This window comes from Streptomyces inhibens (genome assembly GCF_003389455.1).
In the GTDB taxonomy this organism is placed as follows: Bacteria; Actinomycetota; Actinomycetes; order Streptomycetales; family Streptomycetaceae; genus Streptomyces; species Streptomyces inhibens.
Map to the genome: position 1 here is coordinate 1 of NZ_QUAC01000215.1, position 18192 is coordinate 18192.

Sequence of the window (18192 nt, forward strand, 5' to 3'; positions counted from 1 at the left end):
GGCGCCCGTGGGGGCGGCGGGCGGCATGGCGCCGGGCTTGGACGGTGCGGCGGGCGCGGCGGCGGGCAGGGCGCCCGGAGCCTTGCCGGCGGCCAGCTTGTCCGCCGGCTTGTCTCCCGCCTTGTCCGCCGGCTTTTCGGTGGCGGGCTTGTCCGCAGGCTTGTCGGACGCCTTGCCGGGGGCCTTGTCCGCCGGCTTTTCCGTGGCGGCCTTGCCCGAGGGCTTGTCGGCGGCCTTGCCCGAGGGCTTGTCGGCGGCCTTGCCCGAGGGCTTGTCGGCGGCCTTGTCGGGCGTACGGGCGGGAGTCCTGGGCGCCGTCTTGCCCAGCGACTTGCCCGCCGTGCCGTCGTCCGCCGACTTCAGCGCCACGAACTGGCTGGTCCGCTCGGCTTCACGCTCGGCGGCAGGGGCGCTCTTGGCACCAGCCCCTTCCTCGCCCTTGTCCTTGTCCTCGGTCTCAGGCTTGCCCTTGGTCTCGGACTTGCCCTTGGTCTCAGGCTTGTCCTTGGTCTCGGGCTTGTCCTTGGTCCCGGGCTTGTCCTTGGCCGCGGTCGTGCTCTTGGCCGTGCCCTTGGCGGGCGGGGTGATCTTGAACGCGGTGGTCGCCTGGTCGACGGACTCGGCCGCGGCACCCCTCCCCTTGACCTTCGCAATGGCAAACACGCGGGTCGCGTCGTCGGCCTCGGCCTCGTCGTCACCCTTGCCGTCCCGGGCAGCCTCGTCGGGCTTGCCCTTCTGCGGCCCGACGGTCTTGAACACAGCAGTCTGCTGGTCGACGACCTTGGGCTTCGCGGCAGGCTCGGCTTCGGTCTCGACCTTCGACTCGACCTTCGACTCGGGCTCGGAATCGACCTCCGACTCCGAGCCCTTACGGCCGGCGTAAGCCTTTGCATCAGCCTTCGCGTCGACCTTTGCATCAGCCTTCGCGTCGGCCTTCACCTCGGCCTTTGGGCCAACCTTCGCATCGACCTTTGCCTCGGCCTTCGCGTCAGCCTTTGCCGCAGCCTTCGCTTCCGGCTTCACGTCCGACTTCACGTCCGGCTTTGCTTCCGGCTTCGCCTCGGCACCGTCGGCATCCCCCTCAGCGCCCTCGGAGCCACCCTCCGACTCCGGCTCCGACTCCGACTCCGCCGCCTCGTCAGCGCCCTCGTCCGCGCCTTCGTCATCGCTCCCCGCGACCCAGGCGGCCACAGCGGCCCGGAGGCGGTCATCACCACCCCCGGTGCCCTCACCACCCTCAGCGGCCCCCTGAGCCGCCTCAGACGCCTCGGACGCGCCCGCGGAGTTCGACTCCGCCGCGGCCTCCGTCCCGGATTCCTTCGCCGGCTCGTCCGGCTCCCCACGGAGGACCGACAGGCGCGGATCGCGTTCGCTCCGCGTCGTCTCCCCCGACGACTGCTTCTTGTCCGACTTGTCGGGGGACTCGCCCGCCACCGATGTCTCCTTCATACGTCGCACTGCTCTGCCTGGCCCAGTGTTTCCAAGTGTCCTGTGTACGCGTGACGCCATCGCGCCGCCACGCGTACAGGTACGCGCCGCACCCCACGGATAGATGTCGCCGACGTGCAAGACGAGAACGACATACCTACCGGTTCCCTACCGAACCCCCCACGCACTCTCGACAGATGAATGTGAGAGGGGTCACCCTGTCATTCATCCACGCGGGGAGGCATGGATGGGCAGGAGCCGCAGAACAATTCCGGAGGAGCTTCTGCTGCTCGCTTTGGACCCGACCACGGGCACCACAGCGCAGCCGCAGTCGCTCGACCTCGGCCTGGCCGGGGCCCAGCTAGTAGAGCTGGCTCTGGCAGGACGGATAGCCCCAGATGGGGATCGTATCGCCGTGGTGATGGCACGGCCGACAGGAGATCCGACTCTGGACTCCGCGCTCGAACTGCTGCGCCGACGCGGCAGTCCGGTGCGCGCGGTCCACTGGATCGGCGGGCCCCGGCTGGGGCTGCGCCAGACGTATCTCACGCATCTCGAACGGTGCGGCATGGTGCATGCCGTGGCGGGACAGATGTGCGGGGTACTGCCGACGACGCGCTACCAGGCGACGGAGACGGCCATCAGCCGGGAAATCAGGGCCCGGCTGGACAACGCGATCCGCACCGGCGTACCCCCGGACCCGCGGACCGCGGCGCTCGCCGCGCTGGCCCATGCGGTCGGACTCGGCAAGCATCTGTACCCAGGGAACGAAGGGCGTTCATCGCGCTCCCGTCTCCGGGATCTGATCCGGCACGACCCGATGGGCGGGCTGGTCGCACACGCCGTCATGGATGTGCAGAACGGCGCCGCGGCACAGCCTCGGCGGCCGCAGCAGGCCGCGAGCGCGGGAGCCGTACGGCAACCGGCGCCGGCCCGTGCCACGGCGGAACCGGCCGGCGCGCCGGGTCAGTCACGGCACGGCCACAGCAGGATGGCCCGGGTGGGCGCCCGCTGACGACGTAAGCCGCGTACGACCCCTGGCACCACCGGTGCACCCACCGCACCACCATCCCCACAATCCCGTTCGGGAGCCGCAGCAAGGAGCGCGGGGTGGCGGACCGGCCGTTCTGGACGACGGCCGGCCCGCTACCCCGCGCACATGCTCGCTCGCCTTCTGTGTGCATTTCACTGCGCGGTGTCACCCCGGAGTGGCAGTCTGCTGAACAGGAAACGACAGCAGTACGGAGCCGGAGGTGCACTTCCCGTGGCGTCCAGTGTCAATCCCACCGTCAGGCGACGCCGGTTGGGCCAGGAGCTGCGAAGGCTCCGCGAGCTCAAGGGCATGACGGCGGAAGAGGTGGCCGAGAAGCTACTGGTCTCCCAGTCGAAGATCAGCAGACTCGAGAACGGCCGCCGCAGCATCAGTCAGCGCGATGTCCGCGATCTGTGCGCGGTCTACGAGGTCGAGGACCACCGGATAGTCGATTCGCTGATGCAGATGGCGAAGGATTCGCGTCAGCAGGGCTGGTGGCACGCCTTCGGCGACATCCCCTACAGCGTCTACATCGGTCTGGAGACCGAGGCGGCCTCGCTGCGGATCTACGAGTCCCTGCTGGTGCCCGGCCTGCTGCAGACTCCCGGCTATGCCGAGGCCGTGATTCCCGGGACGGTACCCGAGCTGGCGCCCGACCACTTGGAGAAGCGGATCCAGGTACGGATGCGCCGCCAGGAGCGGGTCAATGATCCCGAGCGCCCGTTGCGGCTGTGGGTGGTGCTGGACGAGAGCGCGCTGCGGCGGGTGGTCGGCAGCCATCTGATCATGCGCGAGCAGCTCGACCATCTCGTCGAGATGAGTCAATTGCCGCATGTGACGGTCCAGGTTCTGCCGTACCACACCGGCGCCCATGCCGGAATGTCGGGAACGTTCTCCATCCTGGAATTCGACGACGCCTCCGATTCCAGCGTGGTGTACATCGAGGGCGTCACCAGCGACCTCTATCTGGAGAAAACCAACGATGTGCACAAGTACACGATCATGTACGAGCATTTGCGTGCGCAGGCATTGAGTGCGGAACAGAGTCGGGAGTTCATCGCGGACGCGGCGAAATCCCATGCGGATGCGATGGGATGAGGTTCGGTCACTGAGTCATTAGAGGCGGAATCCGGGGCTCCGGCGAAAAGGATCGCACGGTACACCTGCCTCCGCTTCCATGAAAAGAGATCAAGGAATATGCCATTCGGACGGGTGAACGGCCTCTGCGGCTAGTGATGTTGGCGCGTAGCGTCATGACTACCGAATCCCCGGTAACTCAGAGTGAGTTGGAGTGATCATGGCCGTGCAGCCCAATTCCGCGTTCTCCTGGACCAAGTCCTCGTATTCCGGTGGTAACGGCGCTTGCGTGGAAATCGCCGTACCGACCACCGCAGCCATCGCGGTGCGCGACTCCAAGGATCCCGAGGGGCCGCGCCTCACGTTCGACAACTCCTCCTGGAGCAGCTTTGTGTCGGACGTCGCCGGCGGCGCGTTCGGCATGGCGTGACCTGAGCCGTCACTGTCCGGACTCCGCAGATACGAGCCCTCTCGACTGGATCGCCGTCCCGGCCGAGGGGGCTCGGTCGTGCCCCTCGGCCGAGCCCCCTTTTTCGACCTTTCGCATCGGCCGGCGGTCCAGGAACGGGCGCTCCGCTCAGCGCAGTTCGGCCACGTACCGGTCCGTCCCGGGCACGGTCGGCAGGAACGGCGCCACCAGCTCCACCCGCCCCAGCCCCGACTCCCCGACCTCCTCGGCCAGACCCGCGAAATGCGCCGCCCAGGCCTCGCGCGGATCCTGCTGGAGGAACCACAGCAGCGTCAGCCGGGTGTCGACGCCCTCGACCTGCTTCACATACGACATCCGGTCCCCCGGCAGCGGCGTCGGCCGGAAGACGGTGACCATCGCCGCGGGTGAGCCCGCCAGCCGCCGCGGCAGATGCCGGGCGCGCAGCCACTCCAGCAGTTCGGCCCGCCGCTCCGGGCCGTCCGCGTCGATCACCTCCAGCACCAGCCCGGCGTACGGGTGGTCCAGCGCATGGAAGTCCCGGGGGCCCGCCGTGCCGTCCCGGTAGACCGTCGCCGCATGGTCCTGGAAGGCCGTGAAGACATGGGTACGGTCCTGGTAGACCCGGCCGTCCCGGTTGAGCCTCTTGTTGATGCCGACGGTCCACTTCATGTGCTCGTCGTAGCGGCCCTCGGTGAGCCAGTACGTGGAGAGATAGCAGCCGGCCGTGACTGGCCGGGCGACGGCGGACTTCTCCGGGTAGCGCAGCAGTTGCAGCTCACGGGTGGCGACCCAGCGGCGGCCGGCGAACATCCACGGCATCGCCATCGCGCCCGCGATGTAGTGGTCGTCCTCGTACCAGCGGTTGTAGGCGTATTCATGGCCCGGATGCGGCTCGACCATGGTGATCAGCGCATGCCCGGGGTGCACACCGTAGGGGCCGACGGCGGCCAGTTCGGCGTAGGCGGCGACTCCGGTGTCGACCCCGGTGCCGACGGCGGCTTCGGCAGCGTCCCGGGAGGCTGCGACCTCTGGCGTTCCTTTGCTGTCTGCGGTCATGTCTGCGGTCATGAGAGACAGGTGTAGCTGACGATCCATCAGAAGGGGAGGGGTGCGGGCCCCGAACCGCGCCCCGGCTCACCATGCGAACACCCCTGCACACCGCCCGCCGCGGCGCCTAAGCTGCCTGATATCTGCAGCTAACGCGGGTTAACCGCAGACCTGGAGCGATTGGAGCCGCCATGCCGGACGCGATCCTTGCCGACGCCCTCACGCCCGTCCCCGAGCTCGCCGCGCGTGCGGCGCGGACCGGCAGCTCGCCCGTACGCGACATCCTGGCGCTCACCGCCCGGCCCGAGGTCATCTCGTTCGCCGGCGGGCTGCCCGCGCCCGAGCTGTTCGACGCGGCGGGCATAGCCGACGCCTTCGGGCATGTGCTGGCCGAAGATCCCCGACGGGCTCTGCAGTACTCCACCAGCGAGGGTGATCCGGCGCTGCGGGCGGCCGTCGCGGCACGCAGCACCGCGCGCGGGCTGCCCACCGAAGCCGATGACGTGCTGGTGACGACCGGTTCCCAGCAGGGCCTGTCGCTGCTGGCCACGGCCCTGTTGGAGCCGGGCGACGTGGTCCTGGTCGAGGACCCCTGCTACCTCGCGGCGTTGCAGATCTTCTCCCTCGCCGGCGCCCGGGTGGTGCCGGTGCCGACCGACGACGAGGGCCTGGACCCGGCGGCGCTGGACGAGATCGCGGCGCGCGAGCGGCCCAAGCTGCTCTACATCATCCCGACGTTCCAGAACCCGACCGGCCGGACGCTGACCGCCGAACGGCGGGCCGCGGTCGCCGGGATCGCCGCGCGGCGCGGGCTGTGGATCGCCGAGGACGACCCGTACGGAGAGCTGCGTTTCGAGGGCGACCCGGTGTCGTGGGTGGCTTCCTTCCCCGGGGCCGAGGACCGTACGGCGCTGCTCGGCTCGTTCTCCAAGATCATGGCGCCCGGTCTGCGGCTGGGCACCCTGCGCGCGCCGGCCGCGCTGCGGCGTGCCTGTGTCATCGCCAAGCAGGCCGCCGATCTGCACACCTCGACCGTCGACCAGGCGGCCGCGGCACGGTACTTGACGGTGGCGGACCTGGAGGCGCATCTGGGGCGGGTGCGCGACGCCTACCGCGAGCGGCGGGATGCGCTGGTCGGCGGGTTGTCCGCGGCGCTGCCCGAAGGTTCGCGCTGGAACCGTCCGGCGGGCGGCATGTTCGTGTGGGCGACGCTGCCCGAGGGGTACGACGCGACGGCGCTGCTGCCCGAAGTGGTGCGGCATGACGTCGCCTACGTCCCCGGGGCGCCGTTCTTCGCCGGCACGCCGGACCCCACGGCCGTCCGGCTGTCGTTCGTGACGCACTCCCCGGCGGAGATCGGCGAGGGGCTGGTCCGGCTGAAGACGGCGCTGGAGACCGCGCTGAAGGGCACGCGCCGGGAGGGGTAGGCGAGAGGGGGCCGAGAACGCCACCACCGCCCGCAGCGCCCCGATCGAGTGCAAGCACCGATGAACGCCCCTGGCCTTCCCCGCGCCCCGGCCCTACCCTGACGCCACTGACGGACCGTCAGGCACTGGGCCGGGACCGGGAGGCGCGCATGCTGCTGCGGAACAAGACCGTCATCGTCTCGGGCGTCGGGGCCGGGCTCGGCCATCAGGTCGCGGCGGCCTGCGTACGGGACGGCGCCTCGGTGGTGCTGGGGGCCCGTACGGAGGCGAACCTCGCCAAGTCGGCGGCGCAGATCGACCCTTCGGGCGGGCGTACAGCCTGGCGGGCGACCGATATCGGCGACGAGGGGCAGTGTGAGGCGCTGGCCGCGCTGGCCGTGGAGCGGTTCGGCGGCATCGATGCGGTGATCCATGTCGCCGCCCTGGACTCGCTCTTCGGGGGCCTGCGGGACGCCGACTTCGACTCCTGGCGCAACGTCGTCGACGTCAACCTCTTCGGCACGCTGCGGATGACCCGCGCCTGTCTGCCGTCGCTCACGGCACGCGGCGGCGGATCGGTGGTGATGATCGGCACCCAGTCGTCGGTCGCCGCGCCCTCACAGGTGCAGCAGGCGGCGTATGCGGCGTCCAAGGGCGGGCTGGTCTCGGCCATGTACTCGCTGGCGCGCGAGCTGGGGCCGGACCGGATACGGGTCAACACCGTGCAGCCGGGGTGGATGTGGGGCCCGCCCGTGGAGGCGTACGTACGGTTCCAGGCGCACACCGAAGGCGTACCGGAGTCCGAGGTGCTCGGCCGGCTCACCGGGCGGATGGCGCTGCCCGAGCTGGCGACCGACGCGGATGTGGCCGAGACCGCGGTCTTTCTGGCCTCCGACCGGGCGCGCGCCATCACGGGTCAGTCGCTGCTGGTCAATGCGGGGGAGCTGATGCGGTAGCCGTCGGGCACCGCCTCCTTTCGGGCGTCCGTGCCCTCCTTCCGGGCGTCCGTGTCCTCCTTCCGGGCGTCCGCGTCGCGTTCCGGACAGCCGGCCGTACGGGGTCCCGCGCCCGTGCGGCCGTTGCTGCTGCCGGCGGCGATGCCGACGCCCACGTCGGTGCCGGTGTCGGTTCGTGCGTTCGGGCATACGTCGCCCGGCGAAGTGTGTGCCTCATCGTGGGTCGGCGCTCTGGTCCGGACAACGCCCCCAGAGGTCAAGACAAGGTAAAATCGTTCGGTTTACTGACCTCTGTTCACATCCATGACCACCGATGCCCTTGACCGGCCCGCGCATCGAGCGGTTCAATCCCCGAAGTCCCCACCCCCGCATGGGGACCCCGCCCCACAGAGCGCGTCACGGCGAAGTGATGCACATTCACAAGGCGGACCCCTGGAGGGGGCATGAACAGTCTCGACTGGGCCGTGCTCATCGGCTACTTCGGCGTGATGATCGCGATCGGTGTGTGGTCGCACAAACGGGTGGACAATGTCAGCGACTTCTTCACCGCGGGCGGCAAGATGCCGTGGTGGCTGTCCGGCATCTCCCACCACATGTCCGGCTACAGCGCGGTAATGTTCACCGGATACGCCGGCATCGCGTACCAATACGGCGTCACCTCTTACGTCACCTGGTCCTTCCCCATCGCGATCGGCATCGCCATCGGCGCCCGGCTGTTCGCCGGGCGGCTCAACCGGCTGCGCTCACGGCTCGGGGTCGCCTCGCCGCTGGAATACCTCAAGACCCGCTACAACCTGCCGACACAGCAGGCACTGGCCTGGTCCGGCGTGCTGCTGAAGATCGTGGACGTGGGCGCCAAGTGGGCCGCCATCGCCACCCTGTTGTCCGTCTTCACCGGTATCTCGCTCAACCAGGGCATTCTCATCACGGGTGTGATCACCGGCGTCTACTGCACGGTCGGCGGCCTGTGGGCGGACGCGCTCACCGAGCTGGGGCAGTTCGTCATCCAGCTGCTGGCCGGTATCGCGATGCTGGTCACCGTCATGGGCGAGCTGGGCGGCTTCAGCTCGCTGTGGACCGTATGGGACAGGCTGCCGGACAGCCACACCCAGCCGACCGTCGGCCCGTACACCCTCACCTTCCTGCTCGCGTATCTCTTCATCAAGACCTTCGAGTACAGCGGCGGCATGTGGAACCAGGCCCAGCGCTTCATGGCCACCCGCAGCGCCCAGCAGGCCAAGCGCTCGGCACGGCTCTCGGCGGCGCTGTGGTTCATCTGGCCCGCGGTCCTCTTCTTCCCCATGTGGGTCGCGCCGCTGCTGGTCAGGCCCCAGAAGCCGGACGCCTCCGACTCTTATGCGCTGCTCACCGAACGCCTGCTGCCGCACGGCCTGTTGGGGCTGGTCATCGTCGGCTTCTTCTCCCACACGATGGCGATGTGCTCCTCGGACGCCAACGCCATCTCCGCGGTGTTCACCCGGGACATCGCGCCGGCGCTCTCGGCGAAGGCACGCGACTGGTCGCACCGGGCCGGGCTGCTGGCCGCACGGCTGTCGACGGTCGCCTTCCTGGGTCTTTCGATGGCGATAGCGACACAGGTCAACTCGCCCACATTCAAGGACATCATCACCGTCGTCATCAAGTGGGTGGCCGGGCTGGTCGGACCGATCTCCATCCCGTTCCTGCTCGGCATGTTGCGGACCTTCCGCAAGTCCGGGCCCACGGCGGCACTGGGTTCGTGGGCGGCCGGTCTGTTCGCCTTCTGGCTGACCAACTACGGCCTGAGCGGCATCCAGTTGCAGATCCAGATCGTCTCGCCGGTCGCCACCTCGCTCATCCTCTTCATCCTGCTCGGCTTCGTCCGGCCGGAGGACACCGAGGAGCGGGATGCGGTGCTGGACCGCATCAACTCGGGTGATGACGAGGGGGCGGGGGCGGCGGTTCTGGGTGCGCTTCCGGAGCAGGGGGGCGGGGTGGAAGGGGTGTCCGGGGGTGTGTCGTTGGGGGATGCGTCGGAGGGGGTTCAGGGGGGACGCGGCTGAGGCGGGGTGAGGGTGGGGGTGTGGTGGCAGCGGCGGTGTGGTGGTGGGTTGCCGTTCGGGGCGCCGTGGATGTGGGTGTGGGTGTGGGTGTGGGTGTGGCGTCGGCGTGGCGTGGGTTGCGGTTCAGGTTGCCGGGCCCGGTGTCGTGACCATGACCGTGGCCAGCAGCACGCCCCCACCGCACACCTCCACCCCGCAGTAGAACCACGACGGGTACCACGGTCCCGGCGGCTCGGCGAGGCGTGCCGCGAGCCGGCCGCCGGCCATCCCGAGCAGCGCTACCGCGACCGCGAGCACCGCACCGCGGCGTAGCGCATCCGCCGGATCGGCCGCCGCCCAGCCGAGCAGGACGGCCATCGCGACGCCGAACCCGCCGTAGACGGCACGTACTTCGTTACGGGCCGCCGCCCCGTCGAGACGGATGCCGAACGGGCGGACCAGACGGGCGGGCGCGGCCAGCCCGTACAGCCCCATGCCGAGAAAGAAGAGCGCCAGGGCGGTGTGCGCGGTGGTGAACAGGGCGCTGGCGGCAGGGGTGTTGGCGGCGAGGACGTTGGGGCCGAGGGTGTGCCCGATGTCGGTGAGGGCGTGGGTGGCGGGGGTGTGCGTCATGTGGACGAGGGTGTGCGTCATGTGCGCGAGGATGCCGTGCATGACCGACGACGCGCTTTCATCAACGTGCTGCCGCAGCCCGTCGGCGCAGCTCAATCTGTGGCCCGGGCGCGCCGTCTACAGCGGCCCGTCGCTGGAACTGGATCTGCACTCCGGCTCGGTCTCCTGCCTCGCCCTCGGCGTCGACACGGAGTTCACCGTCGAGACGGCGGACGGAGTGCGCCGTACGGCCCGTAGTGCGCTGATACGGCCCCGGGTGCCGCACCGGATCGAGGCGCACGGCGGCTGGATGACCTTCTGCTACTTCGAGCCGGGCTCGGCCGCGGAACGCGCCTGCCGGGAGGCCCTGGGAGCGGGCGAGGAAGCGGTGACGGTCTCCGCCGCGGCGGAGACGGATCTCGTACGCCTCTGCGCGGCGCCCGAACCGGCGGAGCGCCCGGACATCGATCCGCGGATCCGGGCCACGGTACGCCGGCTGCTCCGGGAGCCGCAGCTGACCGACGGCGCGACGGAGTACGCCGTCCGAGCCGGTCTGTCCCGGTCCCGGTTCCTGCACCTGTTCCGTGAGCAGACCGGCACCAGCTTCCGCCGCTACCGGATGTGGGCGCGGATGCTGCGCGCCGGGCGGGCGCTGCTGGACCACGGCACCCTCACCGCGGCGTCCGCGGAGGCGGGCTTCTCCAGCCCGTCCCACCTCAGCAGCACCTTCCACGCCACCTTCGGTCTGCGCCCGAGCCGGCTGCTGGCTGCCCACTGCGTGATCATCGACGAGACGTACGCCGCGGGCTACTGGGCGCACGAGCTTCGGGGGGAGTGAGCGGGCGGGTGTGCTGCGCCCAGTGGCCGGTGGCTTACGGCCCGTGGTTGGCGGCTGGTGGCCGGTGCCTTGAGGTTGGTGGCCGGTGGCTTGAGGTTGGTGGCCGGTGCCCCGTGGCCGTGGCCGTGCCCCCTGGCCTGCTACGCCCGCGGATACCGCGCGAGCCACCCCGGCGACGACCCGGCCGGCCCGTGCAGCGCCGCCCCCTGCGTCATCTCCATCGAGAAGTCGTCGGCCAGCTGCAGAATCGTGTGCCGGCCCTCCAGCTCCACCAGCCACACCGGCGGCAGCGCCGTCTCGCCGTGCAGTGTGCCGAGCAGATTGCCGCAGATGGCGCCGGTGGAGTCGCTGTCGCCGCCGTGGTTGACGGCGAGCAGCAGGCCGTGCCGGATGTCCTCGGCGACCAGTGCGCAGTACACGCCGATCGCCAGCGCCTCCTCGGCCGTCCAGCCCTCGCCCAGCGACTCCACCCGGGCCGGCGTCGGCATGCCCTGCCGTACGGCGCCGAGCGCGCGCTTGAGGGCGTCGGTGGTCTCCTCGTGGCCGGGGCGGGTGGCCAGATGCGCCAGCGCTTTTTGTACGGCGCCGTCGAGGTCCTCGCCGCGGGCCAGGGAGTGGCTGATGACCGCGAACGCGCCGGCCGCCAGGTAGCCGGTGGGGTGGCCGTGCGTCTGTGCCGCGCACTCGGCGGCGAGCTGGAAGACCAGCTGCGGCTCCCAGCCGACCAGCAGGCCGAACGGCGCGGAGCGCATCACCGCGCCGCAGCCCTTCGAGTCCGGGTTCTTGGGCTTGTCGAGGGTGCCCATCACCTCGTCGCCGAGGCCGCTCAGACAGGCCCGGCCGGGCGCGCGGCGGGAGTAGAGCCACTCCTCGCGGGCGAGCCAGCCGTCGTCCTTCTTGCGCTCGTCCGGGCCCCAGTCGTTCTGGGTGGCGGCCCAGCGCAGATAGGCGCGGTGGACGTCGGTGGGCGGGTGCCAGGCGCCGGTGTCGCGCCGTACCTGGGCGCGGATCAGGCCGTCGACGGTGAACAGGGTCATCTGGGTGTCGTCGGTGACCGCGCCGCGCCGCCCGTAAGCGGGCACGAAGTCCGTCACGCCCTCCTGGCCGTGCGCCTCACGGATCGCGTCCAGCGAGTCGAATTCGATGCCCGCGCCGAGCGCGTCGCCGATGGCGCCGCCGAGCAGACAGCCGCGTACCCGGCTGCGGAAATCCTGCTGTTCCGCGCGCCCCCAGATGGCGGCGCCGCCTCCCGCTGCACTCACTGCGCCTCCCGAAGCTCACAACGTTCCGGGGCCTTGCAGATGCCCCTGGCGCAGCACTGTAATCGACCAGGATTGATCAATTTCTGGCCAGGTGAGTAATGCGAATAGTCACTCACTAGGAGGCTTTTGGTCGGTACGGTCCCGATGAACACCATCCGGCCATCCGCCGTCCGCCACACCTCCGGGGAGAACCCAGCATGACTCCGCGCTGCGCCGTACTCGACGACTACCAGGGCGTCGCCCTCTCGATGGCCGACTGGTCCTCCGTGGCCGACGCCGTGGACGTCCGTACGCTGCGGCAGCCCTTCCGCTCCGAGGACGAGGTGGTCGCCGCGATCGGCGACTGCGAGATCGTCGTCGCGATGCGCGAGCGCACCCCGTTCCCCGCCTCGCTCCTCGCCCGGCTGCCCCGCCTCCGGCTTCTGATCACCTCCGGAATGCGCAACGCCGCCATCGATCTGGAGGCCGCCGCCCGGCACGGCGTCACCGTCTGCGGCACGGCCAGCAACACCGAACCGCCCGTCGAACTGACCTGGGCGCTGATCCTGGGCCTCGCCCGCAACATCGTCACCGAAAACGCCGCGATGCGGACCGGCGGCCCCTGGCAGAGCACGCTCGGCGCCGATCTGCACGGCCGTACGCTCGGACTGCTCGGCCTGGGCAAGACCGGCGCCCGGGTCGCCCGGATCGGCCAGGCCTTCGGCATGAACGTCGTGGCCTGGAGCCGGAATCTGACTGCCGAACGCGCCGCGGAGGCGGGCGTCCGCGCCACCGCCACCAAGGAAGAGCTCCTGGAGACCAGCGACTTCGTCTCCGTACACCTCGTCCTCGGCGACCGCACCCGCGGCCTCCTCGGCGCCGACGAACTCCGCCGGATGCGCTCCACCAGCTACCTCGTCAACACCTCCCGCGCCGCCATCGTCGACCAGCCCGCGCTGCTCCAGGCGTTGCGCGAAAACTGGATCGCCGGCGCCGGCCTGGACGTCTTCGACCACGAACCGCTGCCTGCCGACCACCCCCTGCGCACCCTCCCGAACGTCCTCGCCCTCCCCCACCTCGGCTATGTCACCCGCCGCAACTACGAGGGCTACTTCCAACAGGCCGTCGAAGACATCACCGCCTTCCTGGCGGGCACCCCGATCCGACAACTGGGCTGACGACTCGGCTGACGACCGGGCCGGCAACTGAGCAGGCGACCGGACCGACAACGACTGGGCCGGCGGCTGGGCGGGCGACTGGAGTGGCCGGTGGCCACTGGGCCGACGGCTGGGGTGGCAACTGGGGCGACGGCTGGGCGGACGGCTGGGGTGGCAACTGGGGCGACGGCTGGACGGACGGCTGGGGTGGTAACCAGGGCGGCGGTGGGCGGACAGCTGGGGTGGTGGCAACTGGGCGGAAGGGGGGCGGGCCCCTCCCCCTCCCCCTCCCCGCCCCTCCTCACCCCTCCCCGATCGGCGGTCATCCGTTCGATGATGGCTGCGCCGCCCGCTGGGCATGCTCTCCCCATGTCCGAGTACGAGTGGGATCGCACCACCATGGCCGTCGTCGCCTCCGCGCTCTCCGGAGACAGCGACGGCGCGGTGGAACTCCTCCGGCCGCTCCCCCAGAGCGATGTCTGCCATATCGCGGTACGGCTCGCCGCCATGGCCGCCGACGCCCTGATCGTCGCCGCCCAGGACAGCGGAGGCGACCGCGAAGAGGCACTGTCGCAATGGCAGCAGTGCATCCTGCAGCACGAGGCCGAATACGAGGGAGAGTGAGAACCACCAACCAATCCAGCTCCCCCACCCCGGGCCCCAACATCACCCCGGCAGCCACATCACCCCGGCCACTCCACCTCCGTCACCTCGATTAACAGGCCTCCTCAGTCACTGGGCCTCCTTAGCCGCTGGACCCTCCTTGGCTACTGGGCGCCCTTGGTTACTGGACGTCCTTGATCACTAGGCCCCCTTGGTTGCTGGGCCCCTCGGCTAACGGGTCCCATCGGTTGCTGGACCACCTCAGCCACCAGGTCACCTCGGCTGTCAGGCCGCCCCGCTCGCGCAGCCACCCCGCTCGCTCAGTCACCTCACTCGCTCAGTCACGTCACTTGCTCGTTCACACGCCTGCTCGGTCACCACGCCTGCTCGGTCACCTCAGGGCGGCGGCCGTCGCCCGCATGTGGCGTATCAGCCCGCTACGTATCGCCTCGAGCCGCTCGACGTCCGCGCCCGGCAGACACGCGAGGTCGCGCACCCCCAGCTCGGTCTCGGCAACGGTCTCCCAGGGCCGACCGTCCACCAGCTCGGCCACAACGGCCTCGGCGCCCGCCCAATCGCGCAGGGCACAGCGACTGACGACTGCTGCAGCTGCCGCTGCCGCTGCCACACCCGCCCCCATCACATGGTTGCCGTCGCCCCCGCCGCTCCCGTCGCTGCCGGCGTTCCCGTCGCTGCCGTGAGTGCCGTGGTTACGGTGACTACCGTCGCCGTCGACCCCGCCCGGCATACCCGCTATGACCGATGCCTCCCCCATCCCTTCGGCTCGCAGCAGCGCCTCCCAGGCATCCACGGTCCTCGCGTCCACGCCGCTGACCGTGCCCGCAAGCAGCGCTGCCTCGTACCGGACGAGCAGGCCGGCGACCGGTCCGCCGCAGCCGGCGCCCATAGCTCCCCGCGCCGCCTCGACCGCCCCCTGCGCCGCGTCGAGTTGACCGGCCCTGCGCAGGCAGCCCGCCTTGAGGGCCAGGAGGGTGGCGGACGGCCCGGCGTCGGCGAGGGCGCGGTCGAAGTCGGCCAGGGCGCGGGAGTCGTCGCCCCGCAGGCGGTGGGCTCTGCCGCGTTGGACGAAGGTGGGGCCGGGGGCCGCGCCGAGTTCGATGGCCCGGTCGAAGTCCGTCAGCGCTTCGGTGAGTCGGCCCGTGAGCAGATTGATCTTCCCTCGGGTCGCCAGGGCCCGGTGGGAGTCCGGGGTGAGGCGAAGAGCGGCGGAGAGTTCGGAACGGGCCTCCTCGGCGCGGCCCAGAGTCCACAGCACCATGCCCCGTTGCTCGCGGGTAGGGGCGTATGCGGGGTCCAGGGCGATCGAACGGTCAAGGTCCGCGAGGGCCTGTTCGTGGCGGCCCAGGTGGCCGGCCACCTCACCGCGGAGTCCCCACACCCGGGCGTCGTCCCCGTCGAGCTCCAGGGAGCGGTCGAGAGCCGCCAGTGCCTCCTCATAGCGGCCCAGGGCGCGCAGTGTGGCTCCCCGGGCCATGTGGGCCCAGGCGTATGCGGGGTCGATGGCAAGGGCTCGGTCCACGGCTTCGAGCGCCTGCTCCTCACACTGCATGTCCAGGTACGTGTTGCAGTGCTCGGCCCATACCCAGGGGTCGGCCGGCTGGAGTTCGGCCGCGCGCCCGAGGGCGGCAAGGGCTTCCTCGTAGCGGCCCATGACGCGCAGGGTGATGCCTCGGCGGGCGTAGGCCCATACATAGGTGGGATTGACGGCCAGCGCCCGGTCGAACTCCGCCAGGGCCAGGTCGTACTGCCCCATGTCACGGTAGGTCGCGCCCCGTTCGGCCATCGCCCAGGCGTACTTCGCGTTGATCTCGATGGCGCGCTCCAGGCCCGCCAGGGCTTCCTCGTGGCAACCGAGGCGGCGGAGGCAGACGGCGCGGCTGGCGATGGTGAAGGCATGCCGGGGCTGAAGGGCCAGGGCCCGGTCGAATTCGGTCATGGCCTGCTCGAAGCGGCCCAGGAGACGGTAGGCCTCGCCGAGTTGGGACGCGGCCTCCACCGAATCGGGGTTGATCTCCAGGGCGCGGATGTAGTCCTCGGCGGCGCGCTCGAAGCTGCGCATATAGCGATGCGTCAGACCGCGGCCGAGCAGCGCAGGGGCGTTCCGCGGCTCCAGCTCCAGGCAGCGGTCGAAGTCGGCGAACGCCTGCGGCCAGGCTTCGGCCTTACGGTGCTCACGGCCGCGGATGCGGTGGATGCGGGCCTGCTGAGCCACGTCCAGACCGGGGCGGGCGAGCAGTGCGGTGAGGACCTCGATCAGGCCACCGCCGTCCTCGGTGAGCGCGCCGGTCAGCCGGTCGCCCCAGTCGCTGACCTCGCGGGCGCCCCCGTCCTCGCCGGCCTGGCGGATGGCCTCCACCACTCTGCGTACCGCAGGCCATTCGTTTTCAGCGGCGTCCAGGACGTCGGCCAGAGCCTGGGAGAGGGATGGCTGAGGGTCTGCGCAGAGGGAGTGGTAGGTCTCCCGAAGCCGGTACTCCAGCCGGCGTTCGTCGGTCCAGGACTCCGCCGGGTGCGCGTCGGTCGCGCATTCCGTACGGCGGCGCCGGGCGGCCTCGGCGAGGTGGCGGTGCCGGGCCGTCCACGTCTGCGGTGATCTACGCCGCTGGAGGCGCAGCATCGCCGTACGCACCACCTCGTGGTACTGCCATCGCCCGGCCCGGTCGGCGACGAACGGCAGTCCGCACAGCCAGCCGAACTGTTCGGCGGCGGCCGCATCCACCGCGGCCCGGAAGATGTCCTCGTCCAGATGGCGTGGCAGGGCCGCCGCCAGTGCCGCCTCACGGCGGACCGGGTCCGTCTCCCACTTCAGGAAGCGCTCGACGGCCGTGTCGCTGGGGTCGTCGACGGCCTCGGCTGCGCGCGGGCGGTTCTCGGCGAGGGTGGAGACCAGCACCGGCAGGCCGCCGGACAGCCGCAGGATCACCTCGACGATGCGCTCGTCGGCGATGTCCCTGGTCGCGAGGAACTGCCGCGCCTCGGCCTCGGTGAAGGCGTCCAGCGGCAGGTCCGCCACGCAGTCGAGGTAGTCGGCCCAGCAGCGGCGGTCCAGCGCGGTCTGGCCGGCAAGGGTCACCACCACGTTGGGAGCCAGCGGGCCGTATCTGTCGCTGACCAGGACGTCGCGCAGCCAGATGTCCAGCAGCGGCCCGGTCCGCTCGTAGGTGTCGAAGAAGAGGCACAGTGAGGGCACCTCGTCGGCGACGGCGCTCACTTCACGGACGAAGACCGGGGTCAGCGCCTCCACCGGCGCCATCACCAGCTGGACGTCATCGTGGTTGCGCAGCCGGGCGCTGAGCAGACCGCGCAGCCGGTCCGCGCCGCGTGCCACCTGGCGGGGGTCGAGTGCTCCGGTGACGGCGCCGACGCCTGGCACCAACCCGAGGCCGGCGAGCCCGGCCTGGGCCACGATCATGCTGCCGGGCGAGGGGGCGGCCCCCTGGGGATCGCCCGTGTCCGCAGGGTCGGACGGGCCCTCCGCGGCGACCGCCGCCGCCTCGACCTCGTGCCGCCGCTCTCGGTACGTGGCGAGCAGCTTGTCGAAGACCTTCAAAGGGCGTCCCTGGGCAGCCAGTTGAGCGCTGATGCCGGCCATCGCTTCGGGGGTGCCGTGCACCGCCTCGTCGACGTACGCGATCGGCGCGCTGTGCTCGCGTGCGGTGTCCTCGAACTGCCGGATCAGGGACGTCTTGCCGACGCCCGCCTGGCCGTGCACATGGAACAGGAACTGATGCGCCGGATCCTCCGCGGCCCGCGCGAAGTTGTCACGGAAGGCCGCGATTTCGCCCCGCCGCCCGACGAATCCCTCCCGGCGACGCAGCCGGATCAACTCCTGCCGCGACAGTCTGCGCCCCACCGCCTACACCCCCTCCGCGTGCTCTTGCTGCCCTGCTCCCGCAGATTAGCCTTCGGCGGAGTCGAGGATCTGGGCCTGTGGATAACTCCGGATAACTCGTCGGCCAGGCCAGGTCATCGAGTTACGGCGCACGATGCGGGGCTTGCTGCGTGCCTGCCTGCGGCCTGCGTGTCTGCGGGCCGTCTGCCTACGGGCTGCGGCCGCGTGCCTGCTTGCGGCCGACGTGTCTGCGACTGCGTGTCTGCGGGTTGCGTGTCTGGGCTTGCGTGCAACGTGAACCGCTGGCCGGATCAGCGAGGGACCCGAATCGTGCACACGCACTGCCACGTGTGGTGTCCGCCGCCGCCCACTGAGCTAACCTCCCCTTCCCCGCCGCCCACCCCCTGTTGTTGTTTTTCCCCGCCGCCCACCCCCCTTCGGGGGGTGGGCGGGTGTAGTGGGGAACCTGCCCCCTTCGCGAGGGGTGGGC

14 protein-coding genes and 1 pseudogene are annotated in these 18192 nt (G+C 70.7%); 9 read left to right on the plus strand and 6 right to left on the minus strand.

Translation table 11 applies throughout. The features are described from left to right. A pseudogene (locus DY245_RS26815) lies at window positions 1–1191 on the minus strand (D-alanyl-D-alanine carboxypeptidase); the annotation flags it as partial. A 484-nt stretch (window positions 1192–1675) separates the two neighbouring features. Between DY245_RS26815 and DY245_RS26820 the strand changes: the two are divergent. The 3 genes from DY245_RS26820 to DY245_RS26830 all read left to right on the plus strand — a co-directional run bounded on the left by DY245_RS26820 (window position 1676) and on the right by DY245_RS26830 (window position 3968). After that, window positions 1676–2443, plus strand: a complete 768-nt coding sequence (locus DY245_RS26820; protein WP_128509796.1) for a GOLPH3/VPS74 family protein — start codon at window positions 1676–1678, stop codon at window positions 2441–2443. Window positions 2444–2692: 249 nt separating this feature from the next. Continuing rightward, on the plus strand, window positions 2693–3559 hold the full coding sequence (locus DY245_RS26825) for a helix-turn-helix domain-containing protein (protein ID WP_128509797.1): 867 nt from the start codon (window positions 2693–2695) through the stop codon (window positions 3557–3559). Between the two features lie 199 nt (window positions 3560–3758). Beyond that, the gene (locus tag DY245_RS26830) at window positions 3759–3968 is read left to right on the plus strand and encodes a DUF397 domain-containing protein (RefSeq protein WP_128509798.1); all 210 of its coding nucleotides are present in this window, start codon (window positions 3759–3761) and stop codon (window positions 3966–3968) included. Between the two features lie 147 nt (window positions 3969–4115). Here DY245_RS26830 and DY245_RS26835 read toward each other — a convergent pair whose 3' ends face one another. Next, window positions 4116–5024 carry a hypothetical protein gene (locus DY245_RS26835; protein WP_244943282.1) on the minus strand — a complete coding sequence of 303 codons (909 nt, stop codon included), beginning with the start codon at window positions 5022–5024 and terminating at the stop codon, window positions 4116–4118. Between the two features lie 182 nt (window positions 5025–5206). Between DY245_RS26835 and DY245_RS26840 the strand changes: the two genes are divergently transcribed. Further along, entirely contained in the window at window positions 5207–6442 is a 1236-nt protein-coding gene (locus DY245_RS26840) for an aminotransferase-like domain-containing protein (RefSeq protein WP_128509799.1), read from the plus strand. Window positions 6443–6591: 149 nt separating this feature from the next. After that, a complete protein-coding gene (locus tag DY245_RS26845) occupies window positions 6592–7377 on the plus strand; it encodes an SDR family oxidoreductase (RefSeq protein WP_128509800.1) in 786 nt (261 codons plus the stop codon). On the opposite strand, the gene DY245_RS26850 is transcribed toward DY245_RS26845, so the two are convergent. Next, window positions 7338–7532 carry a hypothetical protein gene (locus DY245_RS26850; protein WP_128509801.1) on the minus strand — a complete coding sequence of 65 codons (195 nt, stop codon included), beginning with the start codon at window positions 7530–7532 and terminating at the stop codon, window positions 7338–7340. The two genes, DY245_RS26845 and DY245_RS26850, sit on opposite strands and share 40 nt — an antisense overlap. Before the next feature lie 288 nt (window positions 7533–7820). Between DY245_RS26850 and DY245_RS26855 the strand changes: the two genes are divergently transcribed. Then, window positions 7821–9419 carry a sodium:solute symporter family protein gene (locus DY245_RS26855; RefSeq protein WP_128509802.1) on the plus strand — a complete coding sequence of 533 codons (1599 nt, stop codon included), beginning with the start codon at window positions 7821–7823 and terminating at the stop codon, window positions 9417–9419. A gap of 123 nt (window positions 9420–9542) precedes the next feature. On the opposite strand, the gene DY245_RS26860 is transcribed toward DY245_RS26855, so the two are convergent. Continuing rightward, window positions 9543–10052, minus strand: a complete 510-nt coding sequence (locus DY245_RS26860; protein WP_244943283.1) for a DUF4345 domain-containing protein — start codon at window positions 10050–10052, stop codon at window positions 9543–9545. Between the two features lie 19 nt (window positions 10053–10071). Here DY245_RS26860 and DY245_RS26865 point away from each other — a divergent pair, with 19 nt between their 5' ends. Then, a complete protein-coding gene (locus DY245_RS26865) occupies window positions 10072–10848 on the plus strand; it encodes an AraC family transcriptional regulator (protein WP_128509803.1) in 777 nt (258 codons plus the stop codon). A gap of 140 nt (window positions 10849–10988) precedes the next feature. Here the strand turns inward: DY245_RS26865 and DY245_RS26870 are convergent, their stop codons facing one another. After that, the gene (locus DY245_RS26870) at window positions 10989–12110 is read right to left on the minus strand and encodes an ADP-ribosylglycohydrolase family protein (protein WP_128509804.1); all 1122 of its coding nucleotides are present in this window, start codon (window positions 12108–12110) and stop codon (window positions 10989–10991) included. A gap of 197 nt (window positions 12111–12307) precedes the next feature. Between DY245_RS26870 and DY245_RS26875 the strand changes: the two genes are divergently transcribed. Then, a complete protein-coding gene (locus DY245_RS26875) occupies window positions 12308–13267 on the plus strand; it encodes a D-2-hydroxyacid dehydrogenase family protein (protein WP_128509805.1) in 960 nt (319 codons plus the stop codon). Between the two features lie 348 nt (window positions 13268–13615). Further along, on the plus strand, window positions 13616–13870 hold the full coding sequence (locus DY245_RS26880) for a hypothetical protein (RefSeq protein WP_086720495.1): 255 nt from the start codon (window positions 13616–13618) through the stop codon (window positions 13868–13870). A 370-nt stretch (window positions 13871–14240) separates the two neighbouring features. On the opposite strand, the gene DY245_RS26885 is transcribed toward DY245_RS26880, so the two are convergent. Continuing rightward, window positions 14241–17723 carry an ATP-binding protein gene (locus DY245_RS26885; RefSeq protein ID WP_128509806.1) on the minus strand — a complete coding sequence of 1161 codons (3483 nt, stop codon included), beginning with the start codon at window positions 17721–17723 and terminating at the stop codon, window positions 14241–14243. Window positions 17724–18192 lie beyond the last annotated feature (469 nt).

Bases quoted from the DNA above. Each gene is read 5' to 3' on its own strand.
- DY245_RS26855 (WP_128509802.1), top strand. From the start codon at position 7,821: ATGAACAGTCTCGACTGGGCCGTGCTCATCGGCTACTTCGGCGTGATG.
- DY245_RS26830 (WP_128509798.1), top strand. From the start codon at position 3,759: ATGGCCGTGCAGCCCAATTCCGCGTTCTCCTGGACCAAGTCCTCGTAT.
- DY245_RS26835 (WP_244943282.1), bottom strand. From the start codon at position 5,024: ATGACCGCAGACAGCAAAGGAACGCCAGAGGTCGCAGCCTCCCGGGAC.
- DY245_RS26845 (WP_128509800.1), top strand. From the start codon at position 6,592: ATGCTGCTGCGGAACAAGACCGTCATCGTCTCGGGCGTCGGGGCCGGG.
- DY245_RS26875 (WP_128509805.1), top strand. From the start codon at position 12,308: ATGACTCCGCGCTGCGCCGTACTCGACGACTACCAGGGCGTCGCCCTC.
- DY245_RS26840 (WP_128509799.1), top strand. From the start codon at position 5,207: ATGCCGGACGCGATCCTTGCCGACGCCCTCACGCCCGTCCCCGAGCTC.
- DY245_RS26865 (WP_128509803.1), top strand. From the start codon at position 10,072: ATGACCGACGACGCGCTTTCATCAACGTGCTGCCGCAGCCCGTCGGCG.
- DY245_RS26820 (WP_128509796.1), top strand. From the start codon at position 1,676: ATGGGCAGGAGCCGCAGAACAATTCCGGAGGAGCTTCTGCTGCTCGCT.
- DY245_RS26860 (WP_244943283.1), bottom strand. From the start codon at position 10,052: ATGACGCACACCCTCGTCCACATGACGCACACCCCCGCCACCCACGCC.
- DY245_RS26880 (WP_086720495.1), top strand. From the start codon at position 13,616: ATGTCCGAGTACGAGTGGGATCGCACCACCATGGCCGTCGTCGCCTCC.